Consider the following 24,710-nt stretch of genomic DNA (forward strand, 5'->3'; position numbering starts at 1 on the left):
TCCCTTCAAGAAAACGTCCCTATGACCCTGTTCAGTGCGGCGGTCCACCCGCCGTCAAACGGCCGATGCTGAAGTCCTGGGCTTTTGCGTCCTTGGCCATCGAGTCCGGCCAAAGATCCGTGCACGCGGACCGCATGCACCCTCCGGTTCCCTGCTTGCGCGACTCCGGTGTGGAGCCGGCACGCGGCATGTCGATCTGGAAACCTGAAAAGTCCGGAAACATAACGTGGTACTTCATTTCTCGCCTCCACAGTATGGTTGGCTCGCCGCAACCGAGCCTCGATTAGTTTATCCATCAAGTTGATATACGTAAAGACTCGAGGCTCGGACATTGAGGAACCGGGGGAAGAAACCGGAGCTAAAGGACCTTGATCATGCGGGTGTTGCCCAGCGTATTGGGCTTCACACGGGCCAGGTCGAGGAACTCGGCCACGCCTTCGTCATGTGACCGCAGCAATTCCGAGTAGACCTGGGGGTCGACGGCGGTTTGGTCCGCCATGACTTCGAACCCGTGGCGCTTGAAGAAGTCCACCTCGAACGTCAGGCAGAAGACCCTGGCGACGCCCAACGCGCGGGCGTCCTCAAGGAGCTGCTGGACAAGGACGTGGCCCACGCCCTTGCCCCGCCAATTGTCGTCCGCCGCCAGCGTGCGCACTTCGGCCAGGTCCTCCCACATGACGTGCAAGGCACCGCAGCCGATCACCTCGCCGTCTGACGATTCGGCAATCCGGAACTCCTGAAGGCTCTCGTAGTAGGCCACGGTCTCCTTGGCCATCAGGATTCGCTGCTCTGCCAACGGGGCTACAAGCCTCTTGATCGCGGCAACATCGCCGGTGCGGGCAGGGCGGATACTGATGGTGGAAGTCACAGCCCCAATCTTACGAGGCGAAGCGCGCCTAAATCCCCAGGTCCTCGGGAACAGGAACCTCCTGTCCCAGGACCTGCCTGGCCAGGAAGTGCTCCACGACGCCGTACCAGACCTTGGCATGCTGCGGCTGCAGGATCCAATGGTTCTCGTCGGGGAAGTACAGGAAGCGGTGCTGGGTCTCGCCGTTCTCGTCGGCGGGCAGCCCGGAACTGGAAAGAAGTTCGTACCAAAGCCTCAGGCCCTCCCCGATCGGTACCCGGTAGTCCTTGTCACCGTGGATCACCAGCATGGGGGTGGTGATTTTTGCGACGTGGAGATGGGGCGAATTGTCCATTGCCATCTCCGGGGTCATTTCCTTGAGCCAATACTGCGAGGCGTCCGTGGTGGGCCCGAATTGGTCCATGGCCCACAAACTGGCGTGCGTCACGATCGCCTTGAAGCGGTCCGTGTGCCCGGCCACCCAGTTGGCCATGTATCCACCGAATGACCCGCCCATGGCTGCCGTCCGGGACTCGTCAATGTCCGGCCGCTGAACCACTGCGTCGGTGATGGACATGAGGTCCGTAAACGGCGCCTTGCCCCATTGGCCCCAACCGCGCTGGATGAATTGCTGGCCGTATCCGGTGGATAGTGCGGGGTCCGGCAGCAGCACGGCGTACCCCTTCGACACGAGCAGCCACGGATTCCATCGCCAAGTCCAGGCATTCCACGAGCCCAACGGCCCGCCGTGGATCCACAACAGCAAGGGCGCCGGATTCGCCTCGGACGCGCCTTCCGGGAGCGCAAGGTACGCCGGCACCCTCGAACCATCGGCCGCGCTCGTCTCCACCCGCTCGAACGAGCCTTTGATCCTGGGGCGCTCTGCCGGGGCGGGGAGCCGCTCGACGTCGCCCGAGGCGAGGTCGATCCGGACGGCTTCAGCCGGGAATTCATACGAGCTGCGCAGCGCATACGCGCTCAGTCCGTCCGGGGAAACCACGACGTCGGTGTACGCCGCCGCGTCATGCGTCACCGGGGTGACCGTACCGTCGGCGACGGCGACCCGGAAGACCGGCGTGGCGCCGTCGTCGTCGGCTGTGACGAGAAGCGAGCTCCCGTCCGGAAGCCACGCCCCCGGATTGCCCCAGCGGTCCCAAGCGGGCGCGAGGGGCTCGAAGTCAAACGTATCCCCGGCTCCGACGTTCAAGAGGTGGAGTTTGACCTGGGGCGCCCGCTCCGGGGTGCTGTCGCTTTCGCTGACTACGGAGAGCATCTTGTTGTCGGGGCTGACCGGGCCGGGGAAATAGCTCATTCCCTCGTGGTCGAGGAGTACCTTGAGCGAGCCGGTCGCGACGTCGACGGCGGCGAGCACAAAGCGCGTGTCGGCCTTGGCGAGCGGCTTGGCCATGCTCGTATAGATCGTCTTGCCGTCCGGGCTGACCACCGCGTGGGTGTTGCGGAGGCTGGCGCCGACATCGGGGGTAAGGTTGCGCAGCTTCAGGGGCGCGGTAGCGTCCACCGTGGCGGGCTTGCCGGATCCAGCCGCCTCTCCGCTTTCCACGGCAAACAGCCGGGGCTGCGCCGGGCCCAGATCTGCGTCCCAATAGCGGACCGGGTAGCCGGTGTGCAGGATGGCCGCCACTTTGTTGTCCTTGCGGCTCTTGCGCCGCTCCTCGTCATTTTCCTCATCCGTGGAACCGGCGAGGACCGACGCCGTCACGAAGGTGGCATCCGCGGCCGACGCGGTCATGACGCCTCCGACGCCTCCGGCGCGGGAGTGCACCACCCGGGCCTCCCCGCCGTCGGCAGGAAGGAGCCACAAAGCGCTCACGGGATCCGCTTCGGGGCTGTCCGGATCGGGCCGGGCCGAGGTGAAGTAGAGGTCGCCGTTGGAGGCAAACACGGCGCCGGTCTCTCCCTTGGCGCTGCGTGTGATGCGACGGGCGTGCTTCTTTCCGGAAGGATCAAGCTCCCAGAGGGCAGTGACGTATTCAGTGCCCTTGGCATTGAGGGTGGAAACCGTAGTGACCAGGCGGTTTCCGTCGGCGCTGAGAGCCAGGCCACCGACCCGGGGGATGGCCAGGTAGTGGTCGAGATCGTGGAAAGGAGTTTCGGGTTGCGTGCTCGGGGTCTCTGAGGCATTCGAATCCATGCTCTGATTCAACACGAGATGTGCCGCAGATCACAGAAGGTTCACTAAGAGTGAAACACTCATTTCAGATCTTGCGAACCCCGGAACGCAAAAACCCCGCCTGCTCCTTTCGGGAGCAGGCGGGGTCTTTGAGCTGGGACTCGGCCGAACCGGAGCCTAGGCGCTCGGAGCGATCTCCGGGATGCGCGGCTTGGCGTTGCCGGCAAAGGTGAACTTTGCCTCGTCGCCTTCGCCGTCCACGTCGACCACCACGATGTCGCCCGGGTGCAGTTCGCCGAAGAGGATCTTCTCGGAGAGCTGGTCCTCGATCTCGCGCTGGATGGTCCGGCGCAGCGGCCTGGCACCCATGGCGGGATCGTAACCGCGGGTCGCAAGGAGGACCTTGGCGGCCGTGGTGAGCTCGATGCCCATGTCCTTATCCTTGAGGCGGCCCTCGAGGCGGGTAACGAACAGGTCCACGATCTCGATGATCTCGTCCTGCGTGAGCTGCGGGAACACGACGACGTCGTCAACGCGGTTGAGGAACTCGGGACGGAAGTGCTGCTTGAGCTCCTCCGTGACCCGTGCCCGCATCCGGTTGTAACCGGTGGTGGTGTCCGTGCCGGACTGGAAGCCCGTCGCCACGCTCTTGGAGATATCGCGGGTGCCCAGGTTGGTGGTCATGATGATCACCGTGTTCTTGAAGTCCACCACGCGGCCCTGGGAGTCGGTCAGGCGGCCGTCTTCCAGGATCTGCAGCAGCGAGTTGAAGAGATCGGCGTGGGCCTTCTCCACCTCGTCGAACAGCACCACGGAGAACGGACGACGGCGGACCTTCTCGGTCAGCTGGCCACCTTCTTCGTAGCCGACGTAGCCCGGAGGGGCACCGAAGAGACGCGAAACCGTGTGCTTCTCGGAGTACTCGGACATGTCCAGCGTGATGAGGGCGTCCTCTTCACCGAACAGGAATTCCGCCAGCGCCTTGGCGAGCTCGGTCTTGCCGACGCCGGTGGGTCCGGCGAAGATGAACGAGCCACCCGGACGCTTGGGGTCCTTGAGGCCTGCACGCGTGCGGCGGATGGCCTGGGAGAGGGCACGGATGGCCTCGTCCTGGCCGACGACGCGCTTGTGCAGCTCGTCTTCCATCTTGAGCAGGCGGCTGGATTCTTCCTCGGTGAGCTTGAAGACCGGGATGCCGGTGGAGTTCGCGAGAACTTCGGCGATCAGCTCCTCGTCTACCTCGGAGATATCGTCCATGCCGCCGGACTTCCAGTTGCGTTCCTTCTCGGCCCGCTCGGCAATGAGCTTTTGCTCCTTGTCGCGCAGTGAGGCAGCACCTTCGAAGTCCTGGGCGTCGATGGCCGATTCCTTCTCCATCTTCACCTCGGCGATGCGCTCATCCATGGCCTTGAGCTCCGGCGGAGCTGTCATGCGGCGGATGCGCAACCGGGCGCCGGCTTCGTCGATCAGATCGATCGCCTTGTCCGGCAGGAAGCGGTCCGAGATGTAGCGTTCAGCCAGTGTTGCGGCAGAGGCAAGGGCGCCGTCGGTGATGGTCACCCGGTGGTGCGCCTCGTAACGGTCACGCAGGCCCTTGAGGATCTCGATCGCATGCGCGACGGAAGGCTCCTTGACCTGGATCGGCTGGAAGCGGCGCTCCAACGCGGCGTCCTTCTCGATGTGCTTGCGGTACTCATCCAAAGTGGTGGCACCAATGGTCTGGAGTTCACCACGGGCCAGCATCGGCTTGAGGATGGAGGCTGCATCGATGGCACCCTCGGCAGCGCCGGCACCCACGAGCGTGTGGATTTCGTCGATGAAGAGGATGATGTCCCCGCGGGTGCGGATTTCCTTGAGGACCTTCTTCAGGCGCTCTTCGAAATCACCACGATAACGGGAACCGGCCACCAGGGAACCGAGGTCAAGCGTGTAGAGCTGCTTGTCCTTGATGGTCTCCGGGACGTCTCCGCGGACGATCGCCTGGGCGAGGCCCTCGACGACGGCGGTCTTGCCGACGCCGGGCTCACCGATCAGCACCGGGTTGTTCTTGGTGCGGCGGGAGAGGACCTGCATGACGCGTTCCATCTCCAGCTCGCGGCCGATCACGGGATCGAGTTTGTTCTCCCGCGCGGCCTGGGTCAGGTTGCGGCCGAACTGGTCCAGCACCACCGAACCGGCCGGGGTGCCTTCCTGCTGGCCGGGGCCTGAGCCGGGACCGGCCGTTTCTTTGCCCTGGTAACCGGAGAGCAACTGGATGACCTGCTGGCGGACGCGGTTGAGGTCGGCGCCAAGCTTGACGAGGACCTGCGCGGCAACGCCTTCACCCTCACGGATGAGGCCGAGCAGGATGTGCTCGGTACCGATGTAGTTGTGGCCGAGCTGCAGGGCTTCGCGGAGCGAGAGCTCAAGTACCTTCTTGGCACGCGGGGTGAAGGGGATGTGGCCGGACGGGGCTTGCTGGCCCTGGCCGATGATCTCCTGTACCTGCTCGCGGACGCCATCGAGCGAAATGCTCAGGGACTCAAGCGCCTTGGCGGCAACGCCTTCACCCTCGTGGATCAGACCCAAGAGGATGTGCTCGGTACCGATGTAGTTGTGGTTGAGCATGCGTGCCTCTTCTTGGGCAAGCACAACAACGCGACGGGCACGGTCCGTAAATCTCTCAAACATTTCGCCACACTCCTAGCTACGACGTACTTTGATGCTACGTGGCAACGCTGGAATTTTGGGGCGTGTTCGCCACAGGGGAAACATGGCCGCACCGGGAATAAGTTCACCCGACTCGCCCGTGGACCCCGGGGTCGCGGCGGAGACCAGATCCGGGGCTTCCACCATGGGGCGGCCCTTCTGCCGCCGTCCGCGCGGGCCGGCCTGCCGCTGTCGTTCTTCTCAGCAAGCGTCGCGATTGCCCACCGGGCATTCCCAGTCGGTTCCAAGCCTTCCGGGGAATAGTGGCGCACGACACCGTTAACCTCCTAAACAGGCGGTTAAATGACAATACCCCGGCCCTAGGGCCGGGGTATTGATACTTGGTGTCAGGAATTGGCCTTCTGGTACGCTTCCTGAATTTCGGCCTGAATACGGCCACGGCTGTTTACGGTATAACCGTTCTCGCGCGCCCATTGACGGATCTGCGCGGAGTCCTGGTTTCTCCCTGAGGCAACGCGGCTACGCGTTGCACGGCCGGTCGATGTCTTGCGCGCCTTGGCTACAAATGGCGCAAGTGCGTCCCGGAGCTTCCCAGCGTTGGCACTGGACAGGTCCATTTCGTAACTGACGCCATCAAGGCCAAAGCGGACAGTTTCATCCGCGGAGCCCTCATCCAGGTCGTCAACGAGGATAATTTTGACTTTCTGTGCCATGAAAAGACTCTCTTTTGGAGGGGCCGGATATGCAGAATAGCTAGACTACTAATTAACGATTATCGTCCAGCGGATGGCACGCCGTCAAAGGGACAGCCAAAGAGATAGTCAAAGACACCGGCAAGGCACTATTAAATCCCCGGGGCGGCCGGAGAAAGAGCTATTTGGCAGGCGTCGAGCCGTCGTCCGCCGGCTTGGCAATTCCGAATCCAGCTTCTTCCTGGGCGCGGGCTTCTGCTTGGCGCTCTGATTTGTCCGCGTTGAAGATAGCCTTCATGGCAAACCAAAAGAGAAGTCCGACAACGACGGACGGTGCAAGAACGGCAATGTATTCCATGGTCAGTGCCCTTCGGGCTTGAGGAGTGGGAACAAGATGGTTTCCCGGATGCCTGCTCCGGTGAACAGCATGACCAGACGGTCGATGCCCAAGCCGATGCCGCCCATGGGCGGAGCACCGTACTCAAGGGCGCGCAGGAAGTCTTCATCCAGCTGCATGGCCTCGACATCGCCGGCGGCCGAACGGCGCGACTGCTCCGTAAGGCGTTCGCGCTGGATGACGGGGTCGATCAGCTCGGAGAAGGCCGTGCCGCGTTCCATGCCCCCGATGATGAGGTCCCAAGCCTCGATCAGGCGGCCGTCTTCCCGATGCGGGCGGGCAAGCGGCTGCGCGGAGGGCGGGTAGTTATAGACAAAGGTCGGGTTGAGCAGCGTGGGTTCGACGATCTCGCCGAACAATTCGACCACGAGCTTTTCGGCGTCCCACTTGGGGTCCACCTTGACCTCGTGCTTCGCGGCGATCGCCTGCAGTTCCGCCACCGTAGTGTCCGGAGTGATCTCCTCGCCGATCGCCTCGGAGAGCCCCGGGTAGACAGCGACCCAAGCCCATTCGCCGTCGAGGTCGATCTCTCCCGCGTCAGTCTGGATGGTGCGGGTGCCCACGACGTCGGCAACGTTCAGGATGATTTCCTTCATGCGCTCGGCCATGACGAACTGGTCCGCCCACGCTTCGTAGCATTCCAAGGTGGTGAATTCGGGGCTGTGCGTGGAGTCGACGCCTTCGTTGCGGAAGACGCGGCCCATGTCGTACACGCGGTCGATTCCGCCCACCACAGCGCGCTTGAGGAAGAGCTCGGTGGCGATACGCAGCGTCATCTTCTGGTCGAAGGCATTCATGTGCGTCTCGAACGGGCGGGCCGTGGCACCGCCGTGGACGAGCTGCAGGATGGGGGTCTCCACCTCGACATAGCCGCGGCGGTCCAGGGTGTCGCGAACCGAGCGGGTGATTGCGGCGCGGGTGTAGACCATTTCGCGGGCTTCGTCGCGGACCATCAAATCCACGTAGCGTTGCCTGACGCGGGTTTCCTCGTTCAGTTCGGCGTGCAGGACCGGCAGCGGGCGCAGGGCCTTGGAGGCCATGGACCAGGAATCGGCCATGACGGAGAGCTCGCCACGCCTGGAGGAAATGACTTCGCCCTTGATGAAGACGTGGTCTCCGAGGTCTACCAGCGCCTTCCAGTCCGCGAGGGTTTCCTCGCCGACGTTCGCCAGGCTGAGCATCGCCTGCAGGCGCACGCCCTTACCATCCACACCGCCCTCCTGGAGGGTGGCGAAGCAGAGCTTGCCGGTGTTGCGCACGAACACCACGCGGCCGGTGATGCCCACGATGTCGCCGGTGGTCTCGTCAGCCTGCAGATGGGCGTACTTCTCGCGGATCTCGGCGAGGGAATGCGTCCGCTCAACACCCACCGGGTAGGCCTCGGTGCCGCGCTCGATCAGCTTGCTGCGCTTTTCCATGCGGATGCGCATCTGTTCGCTGGCGTCTGCGGGCTCGGCGGTGTGTGGGGATGGGGTGTTTGCGGAAGTCACAATCCACAAGTTTACCGGGGATTCCTTAGAGTTCCCTATCTTCCCCTCCCGCCCCTGCGGCAACATAGACTCGGGCTGTGGAGACATGGACAGTTGAAACCGACGACGACGGCGGCCACCTCGAGGTGCACTCCTTCCGACCGACGGCCGCGGGGTCGATTCCCGGCGCCTCGAGCGATACGGAGGCGCCCGGCGTCGTGCTTGTTCACGGCACCTTGGTGACCGATTCCCTCTACTGGCCATTCGCCCGGAACCTCAGCGTCCTGCTTGGCCGGCCGGTGCATTCCTACAACCGGCGCGGCCGTGGCCGTTCGGCACCGCAGCCCGCCGACTACTCCGCTGCGACGGAGACCAGCGACCTGATTTCCGTGATGGAAGCCAGCGGATCCACGGATGTTGTCGGGCATAGCTATGGCGGATTCGTCGCGCTCCAGGCAGCCTTGCGGGCGCCCATTTCCCGCCTCGTCACCTACGACGCCGCGGTTTCCCTCTCCGGGAACTTGAACGAGCGCTGGCGGCCGCAACTGGAAGCAGCCGTCACTGCCGGCCAACTCGACCATGGGTGGGCGCATTTGGTCCAGGGGCTCGGCACGGCCGGCCCGATTTCGTATTTGCCGCTCGGGGCGCTGCGGATGATCAGCATCCTCTCCGCCAAGACGAGGCTGGGATCCGAGATGAGGGACCTGCTGCCGACGGCGGTGCTCGAGATGCGGGCGATCATCGACACCGACTCGCATATCCAGGATTATGCGGAACTGAAAACGCCAACCCTGATGCTCAGTGGCGGGTGGAGCCCCGCATACTTTGCCGAAATCGCCCGGGAGCTCGCAGCTGCCGTTCCGGTGGTCGACTTCGCGGTGGTCCCCTTGCAGTTCCACGAAGGGCCCCTCCGTCCGGGGAAGCAGCTCGCAGTGAGAATTGCCCGCTACCTCGCACAAGGAACGGCGAAGGCGCCTTCACCCTAGGATGAAGCGGTGAGAGAACGTGAGGTCCCTACGCCCGACGGCGGCAAGCTCGCCTTGTACAGCTACGGCGCGGTGGATGCGCCCGGGGAGCGGCGCGTGGTGCTGGTTGGCGGCGCTTTCCTGACCGCACTCATTTACCGACCCTTTTCCATGGCCCTGGCCAAGGGACTCGGCGAAGGCTGGGCAGTCGACGTCTACGATCGCAGGGGTCGCGGCAGTTCGACGGAGCTGCCCGCGAACTACTCCATGGCCACGGAGATTGCCGACGTCCGCAGCATCATGGACGCCACCGGCGCCAGGAACCTCCTTGGCCACAGCCTCGGCGGCTCCGTGGCACTGAACGCTGTCCAGGAGTTTGCTGGAACAAGTTACGAGCCGGACAAGCTTGCCGTGTACGACGCCGCCGTGAACATCGACGGGAGCGTGGACACAGGCTGGCTGGACGGTTTTGCCCGATCCGTCGATAGCGGGAAGGTGGGCCATGCCCTGGCCCGGATGAAGCGGGGCATGCAGCCAGGCACCGCCTTGGCGCGGATCCCCGAGCCCATTCTGGCGGGACTCATGGCGCTCGTTTCCCATACGAAGGTCAACAAGGTCCTCAAGGAACTCATGCCAACCGGCGTCGCCGAACTCAAAGCGGCCTACGACGAAGCCGCGCTCCCCCGGGATTTCTCGGTGCTTCCTCGAAACACCCGGTTCATGGTGGGCAGCAAAAGCCCGGAATATTACAAGGTCACCGCCGAACGGCTGTACGCAGCCGTCCCCGGAAGCACGCTGGTGGTGTCGCCAAAAGGCTTCCACGGTTCCATCCCTGCCGCCGTCAAGGAACTCGTGGCGGACATTTCCAGCTACTTCAAGGACTGACGGAATCCTGCGGCTCCGTTAGGCTCGAAGCATGACGCGCGAGAACATCACAACGGCCGACGGCGGAACCCTCGAGCTCTTCACGACGGGCGGTGAGCTTGCCGCTGCCGGCTCAGGCGTCGTCGTCGTGCCCGCCTCCATGGTGACCGCCGCCGACTACTCCAAGTTTGCCCAGAAACTCAGTGCAGCCCTTGGCCGTCCGGTCCACACCTTCAACCGCCGCGGACGCGGTGAGTCATCGCCGCAGCCCGAGGATTACACCCTCGACGTCGACATCCGTGATCTGTCCGAGGTCATGAAGCACACGGCCAGCACCGACGTCTTCGGACACAGCTTCGGAGGCGCGGTGGCCCTGCACGCGGCACGCACGCTGCCAGTGGAACGCCTGGCCGTCTACGACCCCGCCGTCTCCGTCAACCACAGCGTGAAGGCCGAGTGGACGAGCGAATACGAGCGCGCGACGGCGGCTGGAGACTTTGACCGCGGGCTCGCCGTGCTCGTGAAGGGTGTCGAAACGGAGGGCGCGTTCGCGCGGATGCCGCTGTCCATGCTGACCCTCGTCACCAAGCTGGCCTCGGGCACTCCCATGGGCAAGCAGATGCGCGAGCTCATGCAGGCCGGCGTGCGCGAGATCAAGGCAGTCATCGCCGCGGACATGCCAGCAGAGCCGTTCCTCGAGCTACCGCTCGAGACGCTGATAGTGGTCGGCGAAAAGAGTCCCGCCTACTTCGGGGTGGCGTGTGGCCAAATCCACGACGTCCTCTCCGGATCGAGCTACACCATCCTGCCCGGCCACGGCCACGACGGAGTGATCCGCGCGCCCGACAAGCTCATCTCCGAGCTCTCCGACTTCTTCGCCGGCTAAGACGCGCGCTCACCTATACCGGGTCCTGACCCAACGCCCGCTCACATATACCGGCTGTCAACCGGACGCCTGGGTGAGCGCGACCGTTGATCTGTGGGCGGGGGTTTAGGGAAACGGGCGTTTATGTGAGCCGGGGATTGGGGAAACGGGCGTATATGTGAGCTGGCGTCAGCCCGGGAGCACGTATACGTGAGCCGGCGTTCGGGCGTTCCCCGCCCCATAGGTGAGCGGGGGTTTGGGGGAACGGGCGTTTATGTGAGCCCGCGTTTGGGTGCCGGGGTTTGGGGGTGTTTAAGTGGGTCAGGCCCCGACACGGTGTGTCGGGGCCTGGCCGGTGAATGGTTGTCCGGCGGTGTCCTACTCTCCCACACCCTCCCGGGTGCAGTACCATCGGCGCTGTGGGTCTTAGCTTCCGGGTTCGGAATGGGACCGGGCGTTTCCCCCACGCTATGACCGCCGTAACCCTGTTACCCGATCCCCGCACTGGGTGCGGGGTGGGAAGTCTGTGGTTACAACATGTGTGGTGTTGTTATTTAGTTGTTGGTTCCTGTGAGCAACGGGTTGTTGTTCGGGAACCACATAGTGGACGCAAGCAGTGATCGTGTTTGTGTGGTGTAAGTTGTCGGCCTATTAGTACCGGTCAGCTTCAACAGTCTTTAGTCCTGTCTTCCACATCCGGCCTATCAACCCAGTGGTCTGGCTGGGGGCCTCTCACACACGAGGTGTATGGAAATCTCATCTTGAAGCGAGCTTCCCGCTTAGATGCTTTCAGCGGTTATCCCATCCGAACGTAGCTAATCAGCGGTGCACTTGGCAGTACAACTGACACACCAGAGGTTCGTCCGTCCCGGTCCTCTCGTACTAAGGACAGCCCTTCTCAAATTTCCTGCGCGCGCAGCGGATAGGGACCGAACTGTCTCACGACGTTCTAAACCCAGCTCGCGTACCGCTTTAATGGGCGAACAGCCCAACCCTTGGGACCTACTCCAGCCCCAGGATGCGACGAGCCGACATCGAGGTGCCAAACCATGCCGTCGATATGGACTCTTGGGCAAGATCAGCCTGTTATCCCCGAGGTACCTTTTATCCGTTGAGCGACGGCCATTCCACAATGTACCGCCGGATCACTAGTCCCGACTTTCGTCCCTGCTTGAGATGTCTCTCTCACAGTCAAGCTCCCTTGTGCACTTACACTCGACACCTGATTGCCAACCAGGCTGAGGGAACCTTTGGGCGCCTCCGTTACTTTTTAGGAGGCAACCGCCCCAGTTAAACTACCCATCAGGCACTGTCCCTGACCCGGATCACGGGCCGAAGTTAGATGTCCAAAGTGACCAGAGTGGTATTTCAACGATGACTCCACCCGAACTGGCGTCCGGGCTTCAACGTCTCCCACCTATCCTACACAAGCCACTCCGAACACCAATACCAAACTATAGTAAAGGTCTCGGGGTCTTTCCGTCCTGCTGCGCGTAACGAGCATCTTTACTCGTACTGCAATTTCGCCGAGTTTATGGTTGAGACAGCGGGGAAGTCGTTACTCCATTCGTGCAGGTCGGAACTTACCCGACAAGGAATTTCGCTACCTTAGGATGGTTATAGTTACCACCGCCGTTTACTGGGGCTTAAATTCTCAGCTTCGCCTTGCGGCTAACCGGTCCTCTTAACCTTCCAGCACCGGGCAGGAGTCAGTCCGTATACATCGTCTTGCGACTTCGCACGGACCTGTGTTTTTAGTAAACAGTCGCTTCCCCCTGGTCTCTGCGGCCCCGATCCCCTCCCACCAGCAAGTGGTGTTCAAGGTTGGGGCCCCCCTTCTCCCGAAGTTACGGGGGCATTTTGCCGAGTTCCTTAACCATAATTCTCTCGATCGCCTTGGTATTCTCTACCTGATCACCTGTGTCGGTTTGGGGTACGGGCGGCTGGAACCTCGCGCCGATGCTTTTCTAGGCAGCATAGGATCACCGGATCCCCCCATGACGGGGGTCCCATCAGATCTCAGGAACGTCATCAAAGACACAGCGACGGATTTGCCTATCGCTGACCCTACATCCTTAGACCGGGGCAACCATCGCCCGGCCCGGCTACCTTCCTGCGTCACACCTGTTAATACGCTTACCTCCCGGGATCAGGTCCCGCGCTCGGCCAAAACCCGCACACCACAAGGGTGATTGGGCAGGCTCCGGGCGGTTAGTATCCCCCGCTTGGCATGGGCGGTCCTTCGCCGGTACGGGAATATCAACCCGTTGTCCATCGACTACGCCTGTCGGCCTCGCCTTAGGTCCCGACTTACCCAGGGCAGATTAGCTTGACCCTGGAACCCTTGATCATTCGGCGGACGGGTTTCTCACCCGTCTTTCGCTACTCATGCCTGCATTCTCACTCGTGTAGGCTCCACCGCTGGTTTACACCGCGACTTCACCGCCCACACGACGCTCCCCTACCACTCCAGACGACTGAACCACGAAGGCTTGTCTACTATCTGAAATCCACAACTTCGGCGGTGTACTTGAGCCCCGCTACATTGTCGGCGCGGAATCACTTGACCAGTGAGCTATTACGCACTCTTTCAAGGATGGCTGCTTCTAAGCCAACCTCCTGGTTGTCTTCGCAACTCCACATCCTTTCCCACTTAGCACACGCTTAGGGGCCTTAGTTGGTGGTCTGGGCTGTTTCCCTCTCGACTATGAAGCTTATCCCCCACAGTCTCACTGCTGCGCTCTCACTTACCGGCATTCGGAGTTTGGCTGACGTCAGTAACCTTGTAGGGCCCATCGGCCATCCAGTAGCTCTACCTCCGGCAAGAAACACGCAACGCTGCACCTAAATGCATTTCGGGGAGAACCAGCTATCACGGAGTTTGATTGGCCTTTCACCCCTACCCACAGCTCATCCCCTCCATTTTCAACTGAAGTGGGTTCGGTCCTCCACGACGTCTTACCGTCGCTTCAACCTGGCCATGGGTAGATCACTCCGCTTCGGGTCTAGATCACGCCACTACACTCGCCCTATTCAGACTCGCTTTCGCTACGGCTACCCCACACGGGTTAACCTCGCGACGTAACACTAACTCGCAGGCTCATTCTTCAAAAGGCACGCCGTCACAACTACAAGGTTGCTCCGACGGATTGTAAGCACACGGTTTCAGGTACTGTTTCACTCCCCTCCCGGGGTACTTTTCACCTTTCCCTCACGGTACTGGTCCGCTATCGGTCATTAGGAAGTATTTAGGCTTATCAGGTGGTCCTGACAGATTCACACGGGATTTCTCGGGCCCCGTGCTACTTGGGATCCTCTCCAGGCGGCACACAACATTACGGTTACGGGGCTAACACCCTCTCCGGCCGGCCTTTCAAGACCGTTCACCTATGTCCATGCTCTCACCCCACCGGTCCGGCAGAACCAGTACGGAAAGTCCCACAACCCCGCCCATGCAACGCCCGCCGGCTATCACACATGGAACGGTTTAGCCTCATCCGCGTTCGCTCGCCACTACTAACGGAATCACTCTTGTTTTCTCTTCCTGCGGGTACTGAGATGTTTCACTTCCCCGCGTTCCCCCCACGCACCCTATGTGTTCAGATGCGGGTCACCAGATCACCTTGCAGCGTCTGGCGGGGTTTCCCCATTCGGACATCCTGGGATCACCGTTCGGTTATCAACTCCCCCAGGCTTATCGCAGATTCCTACGTCCTTCTTCGGCTCCTAATGCCAAGGCATCCACCGTGTGCCCTTAAAAACTTGACCACACAAGATCAAAAAACTTCTCGAGAGAACCATGACCACAAGGGCCAGGTTCATAAAAAGAAATTGCTGTAAGACACACACACCCCACCACCCCACCAAAAAGGAGAAGCAATGACCATGCGCGTGCCTAGATGCTCGCGTCCACTATGTAGTTCTCAAACAACAACCCCGTACCACACCCCCACACACCAACCACCCCCCAAAAAAGAAGGACAGCCGGACACGCACAGGACATGCAGCCAGGAAACCAGAAACACACAAACCCGGCACCAAGGAAAACCACGCAACCCTCACAGGCCACGCACCCCCCCAAGAACCGGCCCTGTTGCCTCAGGACCCAACAGTGTGCCAAACACGAAAACCAGCCACCCCCTGCCCGCACCCTTTCCACAACACCCCCACCCGTGAAAACACGAGGAAAAAGGGGCATCCGTACTGAAGAACAAACAAGAAACAACCGGCCGCTATCTGCTGATATTCCACCCATGAGCACCCACCGCAGAACAGACGCCTGCGCAATGGGCTTTGCTTCCACACACCCCCCACCCACCATGCGGAAGGAGAAGGGCGATAATGGTGCTCCTTAGAAAGGAGGTGATCCAGCCGCACCTTCCGGTACGGCTACCTTGTTACGACTTAGTCCCAATCGCCGGTCCCACCTTCGACGGCTCCCCCCACAAGGGTTAGGCCACCGGCTTCGGGTGTTACCAACTTTCGTGACTTGACGGGCGGTGTGTACAAGGCCCGGGAACGTATTCACCGCAGCGTTGCTGATCTGCGATTACTAGCGACTCCGACTTCATGGGGTCGAGTTGCAGACCCCAATCCGAACTGAGACCGGCTTTTTGGGATTAGCTCCACCTCACAGTATCGCAACCCTTTGTACCGGCCATTGTAGCATGCGTGAAGCCCAAGACATAAGGGGCATGATGATTTGACGTCGTCCCCACCTTCCTCCGAGTTGACCCCGGCAGTCTCCTATGAGTCCCCGGCCGAACCGCTGGCAACATAGAACGAGGGTTGCGCTCGTTGCGGGACTTAACCCAACATCTCACGACACGAGCTGACGACAACCATGCACCACCTGTAAACCGACCGCAAGCGGGGCACCTGTTTCCAGGCGTTACCGGTTCATGTCAAGCCTTGGTAAGGTTCTTCGCGTTGCATCGAATTAATCCGCATGCTCCGCCGCTTGTGCGGGCCCCCGTCAATTCCTTTGAGTTTTAGCCTTGCGGCCGTACTCCCCAGGCGGGGCACTTAATGCGTTAGCTACGGCGCGGAAAACGTGGAATGTCCCCCACACCTAGTGCCCAACGTTTACGGCATGGACTACCAGGGTATCTAATCCTGTTCGCTCCCCATGCTTTCGCTCCTCAGCGTCAGTTAATGCCCAGAGACCTGCCTTCGCCATCGGTGTTCCTCCTGATATCTGCGCATTTCACCGCTACACCAGGAATTCCAGTCTCCCCTACATCACTCTAGTCTGCCCGTACCCACTGCAGAACCGGAGTTGAGCCCCGGTCTTTCACAGCAGACGCGACAAACCGCCTACGAGCTCTTTACGCCCAATAATTCCGGATAACGCTTGCGCCCTACGTATTACCGCGGCTGCTGGCACGTAGTTAGCCGGCGCTTCTTCTGCAGGTACCGTCACTTTCGCTTCTTCCCTACTGAAAGAGGTTTACAACCCGAAGGCCGTCATCCCTCACGCGGCGTCGCTGCATCAGGCTTTCGCCCATTGTGCAATATTCCCCACTGCTGCCTCCCGTAGGAGTCTGGGCCGTGTCTCAGTCCCAGTGTGGCCGGTCACCCTCTCAGGCCGGCTACCCGTCGTCGCCTTGGTAGGCCATTACCCCACCAACAAGCTGATAGGCCGCGAGTCCATCCAAAACCGCAAAAGCTTTCCACCACCATGACATGCGTCAGATGGTCGTATCCGGTATTAGACCCAGTTTCCCAGGCTTATCCCAGAGTCAAGGGCAGGTTACTCACGTGTTACTCACCCGTTCGCCACTAATCCCCCCAGCAAGCTGGAGATCATCGTTCGACTTGCATGTGTTAAGCACGCCGCCAGCGTTCATCCTGAGCCAGGATCAAACTCTCCGTTGAAGTAAAACAAAAACAGACACAACCACAACCACCGGAAATAACGGACGGCCGGGCTGCACAAAATTTGAAACCAGCTGTAAAAAACCAGCCCCACGCCACGGAGGTGACACAGAACCAGCCAAAACAACCAATTCATAAAAAATAAATCGGTATCAACAAACTTGGCACACTATTGAGTTCTCAAACAACAGACACACCCGGCACCAACCACACCCCACAGGGTCCAGAATCGCTCCGGAGCAACTTTTCAAACTTACCCGAACTGTCACTACTTATCAAATCGGTATTTCAACCAGATTCAAGATGATAATTCGAATTTCCCTCGAATTGCGGCGCGCAAAGCACCAGTCGTTTTAGACTCAATTCGAAGGGGTTGGCCACCCGTGGTTCCCAGCTCTAGGCTGTCTCCCTCGCGGCGACTTAGAAGACATTACACGGCTTCCGCACCCCGCGCAAATCCAGCGTTGAGGCGGGCAACTCAAGCTGTCCGGCCGGACCTGATGGGGCCGCCCGGCGACGTCGACGGCGGAACGCACGTTCCGCCGTCGGGCCGGCCTAACGGAAGGCGGCGATACCAGTCAGCCTGCTACCCAAGATCAGAGTATGGACTTCGTCGGTGCCCTCATAGGTGCGGACGGATTCCAAGTTGTTGGCATGCCGCAAGGGTGAGTGATCCAGCGTGATTCCGTTACCGCCAAGGATGGTCCTAGCTTCCCGCGCGATTTTGATCGCCTCGCGGCAACTGTTCAGTTTGCCCACCGAAATCTGGTCCGGTTGCAAGGTTCCAGCGTCCTTCATGCGCCCGAGGTGCAGGGCGAGGAGGAATCCCTTGTTGATCTCCAGGGCCATATCAACCAACTTCTGCTGGGTCAGCTGGTAACCAGCCAGTGGTTTCCCGAACTGCAGACGTTCCTTGGAGTAATCGAGGGCGGCTTCGAACGCGTCGCGCGCAGCGCCCATGGCACCCCAGATGATTCCGTAGCGGGCCTCGTTCAGGCAAGAGAAGGGACCCTTGAGTCCGACGACGTTCGGCAGGACTGCACTCCCGGGTAATCGCACATTGGACAATTCGATGTCGCATTGGATTGAGGCTCGCATGGAGAGCTTGGGTTCGATCGGTGTCGCCGTGAATCCAGCGGTATTGGTTGGGACAACAAAGCCGCGGACACCGCCGTCGGTCTGGGCCCAGATGATGGCGACCTTGGCCACCGATGCAAGGCCTATCCAGCGTTTTGATCCGTTGAGGATCCAGTCGCCGCTGTCGCGGTGCGCAAAGGTAGTCATGCCACCCGGATCCGACCCCGCTGTGGGTTCCGTCAGCCCGAAACAGCCGATCGCTTCCCCCGCGGCCATCGCCGGCAGCCATTCGGCTTTCTGCTCATCCGAGCCATGCTTGTGGATGGCGCTCATCGCCAACGAACCTTGCACCGAGACGAAAGTACGCAACCCGGAATCGCCGGCCTCGAGTTCCGCTCCGGCCAGGCCGTACTCGACGGCGGATCGGCCGGCGCAGCCGTAGCCTTTCAGGTGCATGCCGAGCAGCCCCATTTTGCCCAGTTCGGGGACAAGTTCCAGCGGGAAGACAGCCTTTTCGAACCAGGTTGCGATGTGTGGCTTGATTTCGCTATCGACAAAGGCGCGCACCGAATCGCGCAATGCACGTTCATCGGCGCTGAGGAGGGAACCAAAGTCAATCAGATCGCTGATATCGGACATTTATGCGCCTTTCTCGGCAGTGTCCGAGGACCGGACATCGAAGGTGAACCCTTGGTGCTCTCCAAGGGCCGGGGGAACTTGCCGGTAGCTCGGTGCCGCCGCGGACAACCGGATCGGGTTGGTCAACTGCCGGGACTCCCGGCCAGTGGCGGGATCGGTGACAACGACTGACGGCTCCAACCCCAGGCTCTCAGCCAGTTCGAAAGCCTCGCCGACGCTGTTGACCCTGCCCGCAGGAACACCTGCGGCGAGCAATTTCCGTTGCCAACTCTCAGGAGTGTCAGTACCGAGCGCTACCTCAATCACAATCCGAAGCTCCTCGCGCGATGCCACTCGGCGTTCATTCGTGAGGAACCTCGCTTCCTCGGGCAGACCATTGAGTCCCAGAACCGACGCAAGCGCCGCAAATTGCCGATCGTTTCCGACCGCGACCGCGAGCGTTCCGCCTCCTGTGCGGAAGGTCTCATATGGGGCGATGCTGGGGTGCGCATTACCAAGCCTGGTAGGCGAATCGCCAGTGGCCAAGGTGGCTGTGCCTTGGTTCGCCAACGCTGCCAGGAGCGATGAGAGGAGGCTGACCTGCACCTCCTGACCGACTCCGGTAGCATCGCGCACCCGCAGCGCCATCAGGATTCCTGCTACGGCATTCTGTCCCGTGAGGACGTCAACCAGGGCAACCCCGACCTTGCTGGGTTCTCCTTCCGGGTGGCCGGTGATACTCATCAGACCGCCAAGCGCCTGCACGAGCAGGTCATAGCCGGGCAGATCCGCGCCGGCGCCAACCCCGAAACCCGAGATTGAACAATAGACAATATCCGGCCGGCTCTCGGAGACCGTCAGGTAATCCAGCCCGAACCTCGCCATGACGCCAGGCCGGAAATTTTCGATCACGACGTCGCAGCCGGCCACGAGCGCACGGGCATAGTTCAACCCATCATCGGACTTGAGATCGGCGACGACCGATTTCTTGTTCCGGTTGACGCTGGCAAAATATGTACCAATCCCGTCGGTGTCAACCGGCGGGGTCCACGCTCGAGTGTCGTCGCCACCAGGGCCCTCGATCTTGATGACTTCGGCACCGTAGTCAGCCAACATCATGGAGCACAGCGGGCCGGCTAGAACCCGCGAGAAGTCGGCGATCCGTATACCAGCCAAGGGCTGCGGCAAACCGCTTGGACTACCCTGTGTGGATGCCACGACGCATCTCCTTTGATGGTTGTATGTTGCATGCAACTGTAAGGGACTGCGCTCAGCATGTAAACAATTCTTAGTTGAGTTGGAGTCAACTGCGGAGTTTCGTCAGCTGATCCAGCTTGGCCAGATACGCCTCGGAGGACAGTCCAGGCGTCTTCGCGCAAACGCCTGTAATGAGAAGCCTCGCCGTACGGGTGACATGTTCGCGAACGGCGGCGGATGCAGCCAGCGGATCCTGTCGCTCCAATGCGTCGAGAATGCCTCGACGGTCGTCCGCCAAGTCCTGGCTGCTTCGGATTGAAGGGATGGTTACCAACCCTTGTGCGAGGACGAGGTTGCGGAGCTCGCCATCCAATGCCGTTAGCCGCGGATTACCCGCCAGGCCCATGAGGAACAAGTGGAATTCCTTGTCCGCCTGCAGGGTGCCGGGACCATCATCGGCGGCTGCTGCATCCAGGATGCGTCCGTGCAGCTCACGGAAATGCGCAAGTTCATGCTTTGTGACAATCTCAGCTGCCCGGGCCGCTGCAGGGGGCTCAAGAAGAATTCGGATCTGGAAGATCTGCACAATTTCATCAAGTGAAATCTGCAGCACCCGGACACCGCGGTTCTTCTCGATCCGGACAATGCCCTCCTTTTCAAGCAACTGCAAGGCCTCTCGAACCGGCGTCCTGGACACGCCGAGTCTCTCGGCTAGTCCGATCGCCGAATAATGCTCCCCGGGCGTCATCTCGCCGGACGTGATCGCCGCCCGGAGCAAATCCGTGGCCTGGGCTGTGAGCGACACCCCGGGAGTAACCTGTTGCATGCTACTCATCCTGACATTGTACGGCTCGGCGTGAACCTGAGTTTCGGAGGGTTCATTGGTGGGCCGGCGTTTGGGGTTTCCCGCGCATACGTGAGCCCGCGTTCGGGATCTCCCGCGCATACGTGAGCCCGCGTTCGGGATCTCCCGCGCATACGTGAGCCCGCGTTCGGGATCTCCCGCGCATACGTGAGCCCGCGTTCGGGATCTCCCGCGCATACGTGAGCCCGCGTTCGGGATCTCCCGCGCATAGGTGAGCCCGCGTTCGGGCGTTCCCGCGCATAGGTGAGCCCGCGTTCGGACGTTCCCGCGCATATGTGAGCCGGGGTTTGGGGGTTCCCGCGCCATAGGTGAGCGGGGGTTTGGTGTTTCCCGCGTTTTGGTGGGCGGGGTCCTGGCCTTACGCGTGCTGTTTGGGGTGTTTAAGTGGGTCAGGCCCCGACACGGTGTGTCGGGGCCTGACCGGTGAATGATTGTCCGGCGGTGTCCTACTCTCCCACACCCTCCCGGGTGCAGTACCATCGGCGCTGTGGGTCTTAGCTTCCGGGTTCGGAATGGGACCGGGCGTTTCCCCCACGCTATGACCGCCGTAACCCTGTTACCCGACCCCCGCACTGGGTGCGGGGTGGGAAGTCTGTGGTTACAACATGTGTGGTGTTGTTATTTAGTTGTTGGTTCCTGTGAGCAACGGGTTGTTGTTCGGGAACCACATAGTGGACGCAAGCAGTGATCGTGTTTGTGTGGTGTAAGTTGTCGGCCTATTAGTACCGGTCAGCTTCAACAGTCTTTAGTCCTGTCTTCCACATCCGGCCTATCAACCCAGTGGTCTGGCTGGGGGCCTCTCACACACGAGGTGTATGGAAATCTCATCTTGAAGCGAGCTTCCCGCTTAGATGCTTTCAGCGGTTATCCCATCCGAACGTAGCTAATCAGCGGTGCACTTGGCAGTACAACTGACACACCAGAGGTTCGTCCGTCCCGGTCCTCTCGTACTAAGGACAGCCCTTCTCAAATTTCCTGCGCGCGCAGCGGATAGGGACCGAACTGTCTCACGACGTTCTAAACCCAGCTCGCGTACCGCTTTAATGGGCGAACAGCCCAACCCTTGGGACCTACTCCAGCCCCAGGATGCGACGAGCCGACATCGAGGTGCCAAACCATGCCGTCGATATGGACTCTTGGGCAAGATCAGCCTGTTATCCCCGAGGTACCTTTTATCCGTTGAGCGACGGCCATTCCACAATGTACCGCCGGATCACTAGTCCCGACTTTCGTCCCTGCTTGAGATGTCTCTCTCACAGTCAAGCTCCCTTGTGCACTTACACTCGACACCTGATTGCCAACCAGGCTGAGGGAACCTTTGGGCGCCTCCGTTACTTTTTAGGAGGCAACCGCCCCAGTTAAACTACCCATCAGGCACTGTCCCTGACCCGGATCACGGGCCGAAGTTAGATGTCCAAAGTGACCAGAGTGGTATTTCAACGATGACTCCACCCGAACTGGCGTCCGGGCTTCAACGTCTCCCACCTATCCTACACAAGCCACTCCGAACACCAATACCAAACTATAGTAAAGGTCTCGGGGTCTTTCCGTCCTGCTGCGCGTAACGAGCATCTTTACTCGTACTGCAATTTCGCCGAGTTTATGGTTGAGACAGCGGGGAAGTCGTTACTCCATTCGTGCAGGTCGGAACTTACCCGACAAGGAATTTCGCTACCTTAGGATGGTTATAGTTACCACCGCCGTTTACTGGGGCTTAAATTCTCAGCTTCGCCTTGCGGCTAACCGGTCCTCTTAACCTTCCAGCACCGGGCAGGAGTCAGTCCGTATACATCGTCTTGCGACTTCGCACGGACCTGTGTTTTTAGTAAACAGTCGCTTCCCCCTGGTCTCTGCGGCCCCGATCCCCTCCCACCAGCAAGTGGTGTTCAAGGTTGGGGCCCCCCTTCTCCCGAAGTTACGGGGGCATTTTGCCGAGTTCCTTAACCATAATTCTCTCGATCGCCTTGGTATTCTCTACCTGATCACCTGTGTCGGTTTGGGGTACGGGCGGCTGGAACCTCGCGCCGATGCTTTTCTAGGCAGCATAGGATCACCGGATCCCCCCATGACGGGGGTCCCATCAGATCTCAGGAACGTCATCAAAGACACAGCGACGGATTTGCCTATCGCTGACCCTACATCCTTAGACCGGGGCAACCATCGCCCGGCCCGGCTACCTTCCTGCGTCACACCTGTTAATACGCTTACCTCCCGGGATCAGGTCCCGCGCTCGGCCAAAACCCGCACACCACAAGGGTGATTGGGCAGGCTCCGGGCGGTTAGTATCCCCCGCTTGGCATGGGCGGTCCTTCGCCGGTACGGGAATATCAACCCGTTGTCCATCGACTACGCCTGTCGGCCTCGCCTTAGGTCCCGACTTACCCAGGGCAGATTAGCTTGACCCTGGAACCCTTGATCATTCGGCGGACGGGTTTCTCACCCGTCTTTCGCTACTCATGCCTGCATTCTCACTCGTGTAGGCTCCACCGCTGGTTTACACCGCGACTTCACCGCCCACACGACGCTCCCCTACCACTCCAGACGACTGAACCACGAAGGCTTGTCTACTATCTGAAATCCACAACTTCGGCGGTGTACTTGAGCCCCGCTACATTGTCGGCGCGGAATCACTTGACCAGTGAGCTATTACGCACTCTTTCAAGGATGGCTGCTTCTAAGCCAACCTCCTGGTTGTCTTCGCAACTCCACATCCTTTCCCACTTAGCACACGCTTAGGGGCCTTAGTTGGTGGTCTGGGCTGTTTCCCTCTCGACTATGAAGCTTATCCCCCACAGTCTCACTGCTGCGCTCTCACTTACCGGCATTCGGAGTTTGGCTGACGTCAGTAACCTTGTAGGGCCCATCGGCCATCCAGTAGCTCTACCTCCGGCAAGAAACACGCAACGCTGCACCTAAATGCATTTCGGGGAGAACCAGCTATCACGGAGTTTGATTGGCCTTTCACCCCTACCCACAGCTCATCCCCTCCATTTTCAACTGAAGTGGGTTCGGTCCTCCACGACGTCTTACCGTCGCTTCAACCTGGCCATGGGTAGATCACTCCGCTTCGGGTCTAGATCACGCCACTACACTCGCCCTATTCAGACTCGCTTTCGCTACGGCTACCCCACACGGGTTAACCTCGCGACGTAACACTAACTCGCAGGCTCATTCTTCAAAAGGCACGCCGTCACAACTACAAGGTTGCTCCGACGGATTGTAAGCACACGGTTTCAGGTACTGTTTCACTCCCCTCCCGGGGTACTTTTCACCTTTCCCTCACGGTACTGGTCCGCTATCGGTCATTAGGAAGTATTTAGGCTTATCAGGTGGTCCTGACAGATTCACACGGGATTTCTCGGGCCCCGTGCTACTTGGGATCCTCTCCAGGCGGCACACAACATTACGGTTACGGGGCTAACACCCTCTCCGGCCGGCCTTTCAAGACCGTTCACCTATGTCCATGCTCTCACCCCACCGGTCCGGCAGAACCAGTACGGAAAGTCCCACAACCCCGCCCATGCAACGCCCGCCGGCTATCACACATGGAACGGTTTAGCCTCATCCGCGTTCGCTCGCCACTACTAACGGAATCACTCTTGTTTTCTCTTCCTGCGGGTACTGAGATGTTTCACTTCCCCGCGTTCCCCCCACGCACCCTATGTGTTCAGATGCGGGTCACCAGATCACCTTGCAGCGTCTGGCGGGGTTTCCCCATTCGGACATCCTGGGATCACCGTTCGGTTATCAACTCCCCCAGGCTTATCGCAGATTCCTACGTCCTTCTTCGGCTCCTAATGCCAAGGCATCCACCGTGTGCCCTTAAAAACTTGACCACACAAGATCAAAAAACTTCTCGAGAGAACCATGACCACAAGGGCCAGGTTCATAAAAAGAAATTGCTGTAAGACACACACACCCCACCACCCCACCAAAAAGGAGAAGCAATGACCATGCGCGTGCCTAGATGCTCGCGTCCACTATGTAGTTCTCAAACAACAACCCCGTACCACACCCCCACACACCAACCACCCCCCAAAAAAGAAGGACAGCCGGACACGCACAGGACATGCAGCCAGGAAACCAGAAACACACAAACCCGGCACCAAGGAAAACCACGCAACCCTCACAGGCCACGCACCCCCCCAAGAACCGGCCCTGTTGCCTCAGGACCCAACAGTGTGCCAAACACGAAAA

Annotated in this window: 13 protein-coding genes and 5 rRNA genes; 3 read left to right on the top strand and 15 right to left on the bottom strand. The window is 60.3% G+C overall.

The annotated features are described in order from the left end of the window. Window positions 1-31: 31 nt before the first annotated feature. From ACSBOX_RS20765 to lysS, 7 genes are all read right to left on the bottom strand, one after another. Window positions 32-238, bottom strand: coding sequence for a hypothetical protein (locus ACSBOX_RS20765; RefSeq protein ID WP_442544155.1), 207 nt, complete (start codon window positions 236-238; stop codon window positions 32-34). 120 nt (window positions 239-358) lie between these two features. After that, entirely contained in the window at window positions 359-868 is a 510-nt protein-coding gene (locus tag ACSBOX_RS20770) for an amino-acid N-acetyltransferase (protein WP_442544156.1), read from the bottom strand. 28 nt (window positions 869-896) lie between these two features. Next, window positions 897-2,999, bottom strand: coding sequence for a prolyl oligopeptidase family serine peptidase (locus tag ACSBOX_RS20775; protein ID WP_442544157.1), 2,103 nt, complete (start codon window positions 2,997-2,999; stop codon window positions 897-899). 156 nt (window positions 3,000-3,155) lie between these two features. Continuing rightward, on the bottom strand, window positions 3,156-5,648 hold the full coding sequence (locus tag ACSBOX_RS20780) for an ATP-dependent Clp protease ATP-binding subunit (protein ID WP_078106967.1): 2,493 nt from the start codon (window positions 5,646-5,648) through the stop codon (window positions 3,156-3,158). A 365-nt stretch (window positions 5,649-6,013) separates the two neighbouring features. Next, window positions 6,014-6,340 (bottom strand): histone-like nucleoid-structuring protein Lsr2, encoded by a 327-nt coding sequence (locus tag ACSBOX_RS20785; RefSeq protein WP_078106968.1) that lies wholly within the window; start codon window positions 6,338-6,340, stop codon window positions 6,014-6,016. A gap of 160 nt (window positions 6,341-6,500) precedes the next feature. After that, window positions 6,501-6,677 (bottom strand): hypothetical protein, encoded by a 177-nt coding sequence (locus ACSBOX_RS20790; RefSeq protein ID WP_171983451.1) that lies wholly within the window; start codon window positions 6,675-6,677, stop codon window positions 6,501-6,503. A 2-nt stretch (window positions 6,678-6,679) separates the two neighbouring features. Further along, a complete protein-coding gene (lysS, locus tag ACSBOX_RS20795) occupies window positions 6,680-8,206 on the bottom strand; it encodes a lysine--tRNA ligase (RefSeq protein WP_442544158.1) in 1,527 nt (508 codons plus the stop codon). Between the two features lie 77 nt (window positions 8,207-8,283). Here lysS and ACSBOX_RS20800 point away from each other — a divergent pair, with 77 nt between their 5' ends. Genes ACSBOX_RS20800 through ACSBOX_RS20810 form a run of 3 tightly spaced genes read left to right on the top strand, consistent with a single transcriptional unit; the run spans window position 8,284 to window position 10,900 of the window. Beyond that, window positions 8,284-9,171 carry an alpha/beta fold hydrolase gene (locus ACSBOX_RS20800; protein ID WP_442544159.1) on the top strand — a complete coding sequence of 296 codons (888 nt, stop codon included), beginning with the start codon at window positions 8,284-8,286 and terminating at the stop codon, window positions 9,169-9,171. A 9-nt stretch (window positions 9,172-9,180) separates the two neighbouring features. Further along, window positions 9,181-10,035, top strand: a complete 855-nt coding sequence (locus ACSBOX_RS20805) for an alpha/beta fold hydrolase (RefSeq protein ID WP_442544160.1) — start codon at window positions 9,181-9,183, stop codon at window positions 10,033-10,035. Window positions 10,036-10,066: 31 nt separating this feature from the next. Beyond that, window positions 10,067-10,900 carry an alpha/beta fold hydrolase gene (locus tag ACSBOX_RS20810; protein WP_442544161.1) on the top strand — a complete coding sequence of 278 codons (834 nt, stop codon included), beginning with the start codon at window positions 10,067-10,069 and terminating at the stop codon, window positions 10,898-10,900. Window positions 10,901-11,244: 344 nt separating this feature from the next. Here ACSBOX_RS20810 and rrf (ACSBOX_RS20815) read toward each other — a convergent pair. From rrf (ACSBOX_RS20815) to ACSBOX_RS20850, 8 genes are all read right to left on the bottom strand, one after another. After that, window positions 11,245-11,361, bottom strand: a 5S ribosomal RNA gene (gene rrf, locus ACSBOX_RS20815). A gap of 148 nt (window positions 11,362-11,509) precedes the next feature. Then, a 23S ribosomal RNA gene (locus ACSBOX_RS20820) occupies window positions 11,510-14,647 on the bottom strand. A gap of 587 nt (window positions 14,648-15,234) precedes the next feature. After that, a 16S ribosomal RNA gene (locus tag ACSBOX_RS20825) occupies window positions 15,235-16,756 on the bottom strand. Together the 16S, 23S and 5S rRNA genes form the textbook arrangement of a ribosomal RNA operon. A gap of 555 nt (window positions 16,757-17,311) precedes the next feature. Next, window positions 17,312-18,472 (bottom strand): acyl-CoA dehydrogenase family protein, encoded by a 1,161-nt coding sequence (locus ACSBOX_RS20830; RefSeq protein ID WP_442544162.1) that lies wholly within the window; start codon window positions 18,470-18,472, stop codon window positions 17,312-17,314. Beyond that, window positions 18,473-19,669, bottom strand: a complete 1,197-nt coding sequence (locus ACSBOX_RS20835) for a CaiB/BaiF CoA transferase family protein (RefSeq protein WP_442544163.1) — start codon at window positions 19,667-19,669, stop codon at window positions 18,473-18,475. It lies immediately after the preceding gene. Between the two features lie 85 nt (window positions 19,670-19,754). After that, window positions 19,755-20,483 carry a GntR family transcriptional regulator gene (locus tag ACSBOX_RS20840; protein ID WP_442544164.1) on the bottom strand — a complete coding sequence of 243 codons (729 nt, stop codon included), beginning with the start codon at window positions 20,481-20,483 and terminating at the stop codon, window positions 19,755-19,757. Window positions 20,484-20,946: 463 nt separating this feature from the next. Further along, a 5S ribosomal RNA gene (gene rrf / locus ACSBOX_RS20845) occupies window positions 20,947-21,063 on the bottom strand. 148 nt (window positions 21,064-21,211) lie between these two features. After that, window positions 21,212-24,349: ribosomal RNA gene (locus ACSBOX_RS20850) — 23S ribosomal RNA — on the bottom strand. Window positions 24,350-24,710: the final 361 nt, after the last annotated feature.

The sequence above is a fragment of the Arthrobacter sp. KN11-1C genome (assembly GCF_052180225.1).
Lineage (GTDB): Bacteria > Actinomycetota > Actinomycetes > Actinomycetales > Micrococcaceae > Arthrobacter.

What these genes read in the sequence shown, in the direction of transcription:
- ACSBOX_RS20780 (WP_078106967.1), bottom strand. Translation starts at nt 5,648, where the DNA reads ATGTTTGAGAGATTTACGGACCGTGCCCGTCGCGTTGTTGTGCTTGCC.
- ACSBOX_RS20785 (WP_078106968.1), bottom strand. Translation starts at nt 6,340, where the DNA reads ATGGCACAGAAAGTCAAAATTATCCTCGTTGACGACCTGGATGAGGGC.
- ACSBOX_RS20830 (WP_442544162.1), bottom strand. Translation starts at nt 18,472, where the DNA reads ATGTCCGATATCAGCGATCTGATTGACTTTGGTTCCCTCCTCAGCGCC.
- ACSBOX_RS20775 (WP_442544157.1), bottom strand. Translation starts at nt 2,999, where the DNA reads ATGGATTCGAATGCCTCAGAGACCCCGAGCACGCAACCCGAAACTCCT.
- ACSBOX_RS20790 (WP_171983451.1), bottom strand. Translation starts at nt 6,677, where the DNA reads ATGGAATACATTGCCGTTCTTGCACCGTCCGTCGTTGTCGGACTTCTC.
- ACSBOX_RS20810 (WP_442544161.1), top strand. Translation starts at nt 10,067, where the DNA reads ATGACGCGCGAGAACATCACAACGGCCGACGGCGGAACCCTCGAGCTC.
- ACSBOX_RS20765 (WP_442544155.1), bottom strand. Translation starts at nt 238, where the DNA reads ATGAAGTACCACGTTATGTTTCCGGACTTTTCAGGTTTCCAGATCGAC.
- ACSBOX_RS20840 (WP_442544164.1), bottom strand. Translation starts at nt 20,483, where the DNA reads ATGAGTAGCATGCAACAGGTTACTCCCGGGGTGTCGCTCACAGCCCAG.